At 59.1% G+C, this 9823-nt stretch carries 11 protein-coding genes; all 11 read left to right on the top strand.

Going from position 1 to position 9823, the window contains the following annotated elements; translation table 11 throughout:
* The first annotated feature begins 261 nt into the window (after positions 1-261).
* The 11 genes from codB to hemB all read left to right on the top strand — a co-directional run bounded on the left by codB (position 262) and on the right by hemB (position 9814).
* The gene (gene codB / locus ACE1BR_RS20175) at positions 262-1506 is read left to right on the top strand and encodes a cytosine permease (RefSeq protein ID WP_374873432.1); all 1245 of its coding nucleotides are present in this window, start codon (positions 262-264) and stop codon (positions 1504-1506) included.
* A complete protein-coding gene (locus ACE1BR_RS20170) occupies positions 1500-2765 on the top strand; it encodes a cytosine deaminase (RefSeq protein WP_374873430.1) in 1266 nt (421 codons plus the stop codon). Before codB ends, ACE1BR_RS20170 begins: the two co-directional genes overlap by 7 nt.
* Positions 2766-2860: 95 nt before the next feature.
* Positions 2861-3238, top strand: coding sequence for a fluoride efflux transporter CrcB (gene crcB / locus ACE1BR_RS20165; protein WP_374873428.1), 378 nt, complete (start codon positions 2861-2863; stop codon positions 3236-3238).
* 65 nt (positions 3239-3303) lie between these two features.
* Positions 3304-4056, top strand: a complete 753-nt coding sequence (gene ubiE, locus ACE1BR_RS20160) for a bifunctional demethylmenaquinone methyltransferase/2-methoxy-6-polyprenyl-1,4-benzoquinol methylase UbiE (protein WP_374873426.1) — start codon at positions 3304-3306, stop codon at positions 4054-4056.
* An 8-nt stretch (positions 4057-4064) separates the two neighbouring features.
* Positions 4065-4673, top strand: coding sequence for an SCP2 domain-containing protein (locus ACE1BR_RS20155; RefSeq protein WP_374873424.1), 609 nt, complete (start codon positions 4065-4067; stop codon positions 4671-4673).
* Positions 4673-6313 (top strand): ubiquinone biosynthesis regulatory protein kinase UbiB, encoded by a 1641-nt coding sequence (gene ubiB, locus ACE1BR_RS20150; RefSeq protein ID WP_374873422.1) that lies wholly within the window; start codon positions 4673-4675, stop codon positions 6311-6313. Before ACE1BR_RS20155 ends, ubiB begins: the two co-directional genes overlap by 1 nt.
* 115 nt (positions 6314-6428) lie before the next feature.
* Positions 6429-6680: a Sec-independent protein translocase subunit TatA gene (gene tatA / locus ACE1BR_RS20145; RefSeq protein ID WP_374873420.1), complete on the top strand. Its 252-nt coding sequence runs from the start codon at positions 6429-6431 to the stop codon at positions 6678-6680.
* A 3-nt stretch (positions 6681-6683) separates the two neighbouring features.
* Positions 6684-7133, top strand: coding sequence for a Sec-independent protein translocase protein TatB (gene tatB, locus ACE1BR_RS20140; protein WP_374873418.1), 450 nt, complete (start codon positions 6684-6686; stop codon positions 7131-7133).
* The gene (gene tatC, locus ACE1BR_RS20135; RefSeq protein WP_374873416.1) at positions 7130-7897 is read left to right on the top strand and encodes a twin-arginine translocase subunit TatC; all 768 of its coding nucleotides are present in this window, start codon (positions 7130-7132) and stop codon (positions 7895-7897) included. Before tatB ends, tatC begins: the two co-directional genes overlap by 4 nt.
* Positions 7898-8008: 111 nt before the next feature.
* Positions 8009-8794: a TatD family hydrolase gene (locus ACE1BR_RS20130; RefSeq protein ID WP_374873414.1), complete on the top strand. Its 786-nt coding sequence runs from the start codon at positions 8009-8011 to the stop codon at positions 8792-8794.
* 3 nt (positions 8795-8797) lie between these two features.
* Positions 8798-9814 (top strand): porphobilinogen synthase, encoded by a 1017-nt coding sequence (gene hemB, locus ACE1BR_RS20125; protein ID WP_163129683.1) that lies wholly within the window; start codon positions 8798-8800, stop codon positions 9812-9814.
* Positions 9815-9823 lie beyond the last annotated feature (9 nt).

Here is a 9823-nt window from a genome sequence, read left to right as displayed (position 1 = left end):
ACTCTGGGTATCAGCACCATGAAAATAAAAGCCTCCCTGAAAAGGGAGGCTTTTTTGCATCTGTCAGTTTCTTCATCCCTTGTGATACCCCCATATTCCCTCTGTTGGATCAGTATTCGTTTTATGCTGATCTGAGTCCCTCAGTGTTACTCATTTGACTGCTATTGATAATTTTATCCACATATTTAACCATGTTTGATTGACGTAAAACGTTTTACATGTAAAATCCGGCGCGTTTTGCCTATTACGTGGAGAGAGAGCATGGCGCAGGATAATGAATACTGTTTGGGGGCGGTTCCCGCCAAGGGGCGCAGAGGTGTGCTGTCGCTGATGCTGGTGATGCTCGGTCTGACCTTCTTTTCTGCCAGCATGTGGACCGGCGGTGCGTTGGGTACCGGGTTGATATTCGATGACTTCATCAAGGCGGTACTGATCGGCAACTTGCTGCTGGGGATCTACACTGCCTGTCTCGGTTATATTGGTGCTTCAACTGGCCTCTCAACTCATCTGCTGGCTCGTTACTCCTTTGGGGTGAAAGGTTCCTGGCTGCCATCTCTGCTGTTGGGCGGCACTCAGGTCGGCTGGTTCGGTGTCGGTGTCGCCATGTTTGCGCTGCCGGTGCAGAAGGCGACCGGCATTGATGTGAACTGGCTCATCGCCATTTCGGGCATTCTGATGACGGTAACCGTCTACTTCGGGATCTCCGCCCTGATGGTGTTGAGCTTTGTGGCAGTGCCGGCCATTGCGCTGCTCGGTGGTTATTCGGTCTGGCTGGCAGTGACCTCGACCGGTGGCATGGCGGCGCTGCAGCAGGTACAACCAAGCAATCCCATCGAGTTCACCACGGCGCTGACCATGGTGGTCGGCTCCTTTATCAGCGCAGGAACCCTGACCGCCGACTTTGTTCGATTTGGTCGCAAACCCTGGGGCGCCGTCATGATTACCATGGTGGCGTTTTTTTTGGGCAACACCCTGATGTTCGTCTTCGGTGCAGCCGGTGCGGCGGTGACCGGGCAGGCCGATATCTCGGAAGTGATGCTGATGCAGGGGCTGCTGATCCCCGCCATTCTGGTGCTGGGCCTCAATATCTGGACCACCAACGACAACGCCCTCTACGCCTCCGGCCTCGGTTTTGCCAACATTACCGGTCTCAAGAGCAAGCCGCTCAGCGTGATCAACGGCCTCGTCGGTACCGCTTGCGCCCTCTGGCTCTATAACAACTTTGTCGGTTGGCTGGCCTTTTTGAGTACGGCAATCCCGCCGATTGGTGGCATTATCATCATGGATTTCCTGCTCAATCGTGAGCGTTACCGTCAGTTTGCCGATCAGCAGTTCGAGACGGTGCGCTGGCAGGCACTGGTAGCAACGGCAGTCGGGGTGGCTGTCGGCAAGTGGCTGCCTGGCATAGTGCCACTCAACGCGGTATTGGGCGCCGCCTTCACCTATTTCATTCTGGTTCGCCTCACCCCGCGGCCGGTTCTGGTACAGGAAGCTAGCAAATGCTGATTCAACATATTCGTTTGGCCGATCGGGAAGGGTTGTGGCAGATCCGTTGTCAGGATGGGGTCATCACAGCCATCGAGCCCCATGACGAGCATGCCGTCGCCGGTCGGGTACTGGACGGGGAGGGCGGTCTGGCCATCGCCCCCTTTATCGAACCCCATATTCACCTCGATACTACCCAGACGGCCGGTGAGCCGAGCTGGAACCTTTCCGGCACCCTGTTCGAGGGGATTGAGCGCTGGGCCGAGCGCAAGGCGCTGCTGACTCATGAGGATGTGAAACAGCGAGCCATCCAGACGCTGAAGTGGCAGATCGCCAATGGCATCCAGTTTGTGCGTACTCACGTCGATGTCTCCGATCCCAATCTGGTCGCCCTGAAGGCGATGCTGGAGGTGCGCGAGGAGATGAAGGAGTGGGTCGAGCTGCAGATCGTCGCTTTCCCGCAGGAGGGGATCCTCTCCTACCCCAACGGCAAGGCCTTGCTGGAGGAGGCGCTCAAGCTGGGTGCTGACGTGATTGGTGCTATTCCCCACTTCGAGTTTACCCGGGAATATGGGGTCGAAAGTCTGCACTACATCTTCGATCTTGCCGAGAAGTATCAGGTTCTGGTCGATGTGCACTGCGACGAGATTGATGACGAGCAGTCCCGCTTTATCGAGACGCTGGCTACCCTGGCCTACGAGCGCGGTATCGGTCATAGAGTCACTGCCAGCCATACCACCGCCATGCACTCTTATAACGGTGCTTATGTATCTCGCTTGTTCCGGCTGCTCAAGATGGCGGACATCAACTTTGTCGCCAATCCGCTGGTAAATATCCACCTGCAGGGGCGGTTCGATACCTATCCCAAGCGCCGTGGTATTACCCGGGTCAAGGAGATGCTGGAGGCGAACATCAACGTCTGCTTCGGCCATGACGACGTGTTTGATCCCTGGTATCCCATGGGCACCGCCAACATGTTGCAGGTGCTGCATATGGGGCTGCATGTCTGCCAAATCATGGGCTACGAGCAGATCAACGACGGTTTGAAGCTGATCAGCAGCCACAGCGCCCGTACCCTGAACGTGCAGGATCGCTATGGCATCGAGGTGGGCAAACCAGCCAACCTACTGCTCCTGCCTGCCGACAACGGCTTCGATGCGGTGCGTCGTCAGGTACCGGTGCGTTATTCGATCCGCCATGGCAAGGTGATTGCCCAGACCCGGCCTGCGCAAACCGAGGTGCTGTTGGGTCAGCCCGAGCCGATCGACTTTCGGCGCTGAGTTTTCAATCAGAGTGGATGGCGATTAGTTCCACCTCTGGGCACAAGGGCCGCCATTGGGACATAATGGCGGCCTGACCCTGAGGGAGTGATGTCATGCAAACCTGGTTCTATGTTGCCGCTGGGGGGGCTATCGGTGCCTGCCTGCGTTTTGGGATTGCCGAATTGATGGCCTGGCTGCTTGGCCGCCACTTCCCGTACGGAACTTTGGCGGTCAATGTGGTGGGCTCCTTCATCATGGGGGTGGCATTCGCCCTCATCAGTCACGGTCATGTGGTGGAACACCCGATGAAGCCTCTGCTGATGGTGGGTATCCTCGGTGCGTTGACCACCTTCTCTTCCTTTGCCCTCGATACGGTGGTGTTGGCCCAACACGGTGCCTATCTGAAAGCGCTGCTCAATATCGGTCTCAATCTGTTCCTCTGTCTGGCCATGGTTGTGCTGGGCATGCAGTTGGTTGCGAGCCGGGTTTAAGGTGTCCGGACGCCAGTGGCTCTGGTAAACTGGCGGCCATTCTTTGCTCTATGGGTGTTTAAGGGATGTCAGAACAAGCTACGACAACGCATTTTGGCTTTAAAACCGTGGCTGCGACCGAGAAGGAAACTCTGGTGGCAGGTGTCTTCCATTCGGTGGCAGCCAAGTATGATCTGATGAACGATCTGATGTCGTTCGGCATTCACCGCCTGTGGAAGCGTTTCACCATCGACTGCTCCGGTGTTCGCAAGGGCCAGAAGGTGCTGGATCTGGCCGGTGGTACTGGCGATCTGACTGCCAAGTTCTCCCGCATCGTCGGCGAAACCGGTCAGGTGGTGCTGGCGGATATCAACGACTCCATGCTGAAAGTGGGCCGCGACAAGCTGCGCAATCTGGGGGTCGCCAACAACGTCTCTTATGTACAGGCTAACGCCGAGGCGCTCCCGTTCCCGGATAACCACTTCGACATCATCACCATCGGCTTCGGCCTGCGCAACGTCACCGACAAGGACAAGGCGCTCGCCTCCATGTTTCGGGTGCTCAAGCCGGGTGGCCGCCTGCTGGTGTTGGAGTTCTCCAAGCCGGTCAGCGATGTGATCGCCAAGCTCTACGATCTCTACTCCTTCAAACTGTTGCCGAAAATGGGTGAAATTGTCGCGAACGACGGCGAAAGCTACAAGTATCTGGCAGAGTCCATTCGCATGCACCCAGATCAGCAGACCCTGGCTGGCATGATGGAAAATGTCGGGTTCGAGCAGGTCGAGTTCTACAACCTGACTCAGGGTGTGGTCGCCCTGCACCGCGGTTACAAGTTTTAAGGTTGCCTATGCCGATGGATGCCATGGTCACCGCGGTGATCGAAACCAGCCTCAACCAGTTGCTGGTGCTGGACAAACAGAGCCCGGATCGGCTGCGCAAGCTGACAGGCAAGGTGCTCAAGCTGGAGCTGCGTGAACTCAAGCCACTCTGGTTTGTCTTTTCAGAGCGTCGGTTGGATGTATTGGCCAAATTTGAAGGGGAGGCCGATGCGGTGCTGAGTCTCTCTCTGACCGCCCTTGGCCTGCTCAAAGATCCTTCCGCTCTGACCCGCTATATCCGTGAGGAGAAGCTGGATCTGAGCGGCGATCCCCAGCTGGTGCAGGCATTCAGCGTGCTGCTGGGCGAGCTCGATATCGACTGGGAAGAGGAGCTGTCGCGCTATACCGGCGACGTAGTGGCCCACACCCTGTTCAGCGGTGCCCGTCAGGCCCGTCGTCTGGTCGGTCGCGAACTGTGCCGTTCCCGTAGCCAGCTGGCGGAATATCTGACCGAAGAGGCCCGCCTCGCGCCTGGCCCGCTGGAAGTGGCGAGCTTCAACGATGACGTCGAAGTATTGGCCCAGCAGCTCAAGGCCGTCGAACTGCGGCTGGCTCGCTTCGAACAGCAGGTGACCTGATGACCCCGAAGGAGTTCAAACGCCTCTATCGCATCATCACCATCCTGCTGGAGCAGGGCATCGACGAACTGGTGCCCGCTCGCTATCAACCCTGGCCGGGTCGTCTGGCCCGTCGCTCCCTGTTCTGGCTCAAGAACAAGCAACCGGATCTCAGCCGTGGTGCCCGCATCCGCCTCGCCTTCGAGGCCCTTGGCCCCATCTTCATCAAGTTCGGTCAGATGCTCTCGACCCGGCGCGACCTGTTGCCGCCTGATATCGCCGAGGAGCTGGCTCTGCTGCAGGACAGGGTACCCCCCTTCTGTGGTCAGGCGGCGCGCCAGCAGATCGAGCTGAGCCTGGGTTGCCCCATCGAAACCTTGTTTGACGATTTCGACGAGACGCCGCTGGCGTCGGCCTCCATCGCGCAGGTGCATACCGCTCGGCTGAAGGAGAGTGGCCGCGAGATCGTCATCAAGGTGATCCGTCCCGACATCGAGCCGGTCATCGACGCAGACCTGCGACTGATGCAGGCGCTGGCCCGTCTGGTGGCCCGTTTCGTGCCCCAGAGCGCGCGGCTGCGCCCCATCGAGGTGGTGGAAGAGTATCGCAAGACCATCCTCGACGAGCTCAACCTGATGCGGGAGGCGGCCAATGCTATCCAGCTGCGCCGCAACTTCACCGGTTCCGAGGCGCTCTATGTGCCTGAAATCATCACCGATCTCTGCCGCGAGAAGGTGCTGGTGATGGAGCGCATCTACGGTATTCCGGTCTCAGATATTCCGGCGCTGGAAGCCAATGGCACCAACATGAAACTGCTGGCCGAGCGTGGGGTGGAGGTCTTCTTCACCCAGGTGTTCCGCGACAGCTTTTTCCACGCTGACATGCACCCTGGCAACATCTTCGTCTCCTATGAGCACCCGGAGAACCCGCTCTGGATCGGTATCGACTGCGGTATCGTCGGCACCCTCAATCGGGAAGACAAGCGCTATTTGGCCGAGAACTTCCTCGCCTTCTTCAATCGCGACTATCGCCGGGTGGCGGAGCTGCATGTGGAGTCGGGCTGGGTACCGGCAGACACCAAGGTGGACGAGTTCGAGTTCGCCATCCGCACCGTGCTGGAGCCCATCTTCGAGAAGCCGCTCTCCGAAATTTCGTTCGGTCACGTGTTGCTCAATCTGTTCAATACCGCACGCCGCTTCCATATGGCGGTGCAGCCGCAGCTGGTGTTGCTGCAGAAGACCTTGCTCTACGTGGAAGGGCTGGGTCGTCAGCTCTATCCCCAGCTGGACTTGTGGCAGACCGCCAAGCCGTTCCTCGAAAACTGGATGCACGAGCAGGTGGGACCCAAGTCGGTATTGAATGCCATCAGGGAGAAGGCGCCGTTCTGGGCGGAGAAGCTGCCGGAACTGCCGGAGCTGGTCTATGAGACCCTGCGTCAGACTCGTCACCAGCAGCGTCATTTCGACCAGATGTTTGCCGAGTTCCGCCGTCACAGTCGTCGGCAGGGGCAGGCCCGCTACCTCTTAGGGGTTGGAGCCAGCCTGCTATTGGCGGGTGTATTCTTGCTGACCCAAAAACAACATATTGAGTGGGGACAATTCAGTCTCGTTGGTGCTGCATTCTGCTGGCTGCTTGGCTGGCTGCGCGCCCGCTCTCATTAAACCAACATAAAATGCGCCCTATGGCGCCAATTCTGGAGAAATCACGGGCTGGTATCAGCGTCGTGATCGTGAATAACAAACTTACGAACCTTAGCGTCAATTTTGGAGAAATATCATGGGTGGTATCAGTATTTGGCAATTGTTGATCATTGCAGTCATCGTCGTGCTGCTGTTCGGTACCAAGAAGCTGCGCGGCATTGGTGGTGATCTGGGTGCGGCGGTCAAGGGATTCAAGAAAGCGCTGGCTGATGAGCCGAGCGATGCCAAACCGGAACAGAAGGATGCCGAGTTCCAGCCGAAACAGCTGAACGAAGCGGCCAGCCAGAGTGCCGAGACCGCCAAGCAGAAAGACAAAGATCAGGCCTAAGCCATGTTCGATATCGGTTTTTGGGAGCTGGTGGTTATCGCCGTCGTGGCGCTGGTGGTGCTGGGGCCGGAACGACTGCCCAGCGCCATCCGTACAACGACGCACTGGATCCGCCTTATCCGCTCCACCGCCAACTCGGTCAAGGCTGAGCTGGAGCAGGAGCTCAAGCTGCAAGAGCTGCATAACGACCTGAAGAAGGCTGAACAGTTGCAGATGAGCAACCTGAGCCCCGAGCTGCAGGAGTCCCTCGAACAGCTCAAGGCTGCGGCCCAGTCGGTCAATCGGCCCTATCAGGTCGAGAACGAGATCCGTCCTCCCGTCGCAGAGCCTGTTGCCCCGGTCGAGCCAGTGGCTCCGGTTGCCCAGATGAATGATGCGGTGCCGCCGGTCAACAGCCAGCAGGAGCATGAAGTGGTAAACGAGCCGGTCAGCAAAGGGGAGGTGAAGCCATGAGTCAGGCAGAACAACCCCTGATCAGCCATCTGGTGGAGCTGAGAACCCGCCTGCTGCGGTCGGTGACGGCCATCCTGCTGGTCTTTCTGGCACTGATTTACTTCTCCAACAACATCTACGACTTCGTGGCCCAGCCGCTGCTGAGCCAGTTGCCGGCAGGCACCAGCATGATAGCGACGGATGTGGCGACCCCCTTCCTGACACCGATCAAGCTGACGCTGGTGGTCGCCTTCTTCGTGGCAATCCCCTATCTGCTCTATCAGGCCTGGGCCTTTATTGCCCCCGGTCTGTACCAGCATGAGCGGCGCCTGATCATGCCGCTGGTGGTCTCCAGTGCCCTGCTGTTCTACGCGGGGATGGCGTTTGCCTACTACGTAGTGTTCCCGCTGGTATTCGGTTTCTTCACCAGTACCGCGCCGGCCGGGGTCACGGTGGCGACCGACATCGCCAGCTATCTGGACTTCGTGCTGACCCTGTTCTTCGCGTTCGGGGTGGCGTTCGAAATTCCGGTGGCCACCATCCTGCTCTGCTGGACCGGAGTAACCAGTCCCAAGACCCTGAAGGAGAAGCGTCCCTACGTCATCGTCGGGGTGTTCGTGGTCGGCATGCTGCTGACCCCGCCCGATGTCTTCTCCCAGACGCTGCTCGCGATCCCCATGTGGGCGCTGTGGGAGCTGGGTCTCTTCTTCGCCCGTTTTTACGTGAAAGAAGAGAACAAAGAAGAGAGCGAAGAGAAGCAGGAACAGACTGAAGAGGGGAGCTAAGGCTCCCTTCCTCTTTTCATGTTCCCGTTCGAGGCGTATGGTAAGGCCCCATTCGGTAGATAGTTTTCAAATACCTGATATGTATTCCTTTTGTCTGGAACTTCCCATCCCATGATCGATATCGGTTTAAACCTGACCAGCAGCCAGTTTGTCGGCGAACAGGCTGAGCTGGTGGCCCGTGCCCGTGCCGCCGGAGTGGAGGCGTTGATACTGACCGGTACCGATCTGGATGGCAGTCGCGAGAGCGCCGGGTTGGCCGCCCGCTGGCCGGGCTACTGCTTCTCCACCGCCGGGGTCCATCCCCACGATGCCAAAAGCGTCGATGCGGCGACCCTGCCCGCCCTGCGCGAGCTGGCAGCCTTGCCGCAAGTGGTGGCCATCGGCGAGTGCGGTCTCGACTACAACCGCGACTTCTCCCCCCGTCCGGTGCAGGATGCGGTGTTCGATGCCCAGTTAGCGCTGGCCGCCGAGCTCGGGATGCCGGTGTTTCTGCACTGCCGCGATGCCCATGCCCGTTTTATCGAGATCCTCCGGCCCTGGTTGCCCAAGTTGCCGGGCGCCGTGCTGCACTGCTTCACCGGCTCCGATGAAGAGCTGGACGAGTGTCTGGCGCTGGGACTGCATATCGGCGTGACCGGCTGGCTCTGCGACGAGCGCCGCGGCCAGCTGCTGCGTGAACAGGTGGCCCGCATTCCGGCTGGCAAGTTGATGATCGAGACCGATGCCCCCTATCTGGTACCGCGGGATTTGAAACCCAGACCAAAACGCAACGAACCCGCTTTTTTGCCGCACATCGCCCAAGTGGTGGCGGCCTGCCGTGGTGAAGCGCCCGAGGCCTTGCTGGCCCACACCCGGGCCACCTCCGCCGCGTTTTTCCAACTTCCTCTTCAGGAGTGATTCATGGCTACAACTCTTCCGGGCGCCTTTCCGGGCCGCCGCCTGCGCCGGGTGCGCAAACATGATTTCAGCCGTCGTCTGGTGCGCGAGAACGTACTGACCGCTAACGATCTTATCTATCCGGTGTTTGTGCTGGAGGGGGAGAATCGCCGTGAGGCCGTCCCCTCCATGCCAGGGGTGGAGCGTCTCTCCATCGATCTGCTGCTGGAAGAGGCTGCCGAGCTAGTGGAGTTGGGCGTGCCAGCCATTGCCCTGTTCCCGGTCACCCCGTTGGAGAGCAAGAGCCTGATGGCGGAAGAGGCCTACAACCCGGAAGGGCTGGCCCAGCGCACCGTGCGCGCTCTCAAGGCCCGCTTCCCGGAGCTGGGGGTGATCACCGACGTGGCGCTCGATCCGTTCACCACCCACGGTCAGGACGGCATTATCGATGACGAAGGCTATGTGCTGAACGACATCACCACCGAGATCCTGATCAAGCAGGCGCTCTCTCACGCCGCTGCCGGGGTCGATATCGTGGCGCCGTCCGACATGATGGATGGCCGCATCGGTGCCATCCGTGCCGCGTTGGAAGAGAACGGCTTCATCAACACCCAGATCATGGCTTACTCCGCCAAGTATGCCTCCTGCTATTACGGCCCGTTCCGCGATGCGGTCGGTTCTGCCGGCAATCTCGGCAAGAGCAACAAGGCCACCTACCAGATGGATCCGGCCAACAGCAACGAAGCCCTGCACGAGGTGGCACTGGATATTCAGGAAGGGGCCGACAGCGTGATGGTCAAGCCGGGCATGCCCTATCTGGACGTGATCCGTCAGGTGAAGGATCAGTTCGGCGTGCCAACCTTCGCCTATCAGGTGAGTGGCGAGTACGCCATGCACATGGCGGCGATCCAGAATGGCTGGCTGAAAGAGAAAGAGTGCATCATGGAGTCCCTGCTCTGCTTCAAGCGGGCCGGGGCCGACGGCATCCTGACCTACTTCGCCAAGCGCGTGGCGCAGTGGCTGAAGGAAGATGCCCGCTAAGCGGGATGA

Origin of the sequence: Aeromonas sp. MdU4 (genome assembly GCF_041929505.1) — a bacterium.
In the GTDB taxonomy this organism is placed as follows: Bacteria; Pseudomonadota; Gammaproteobacteria; order Enterobacterales; family Aeromonadaceae; genus Aeromonas.
This window is presented reverse-complemented; position numbering and strand designations above follow the sequence as displayed.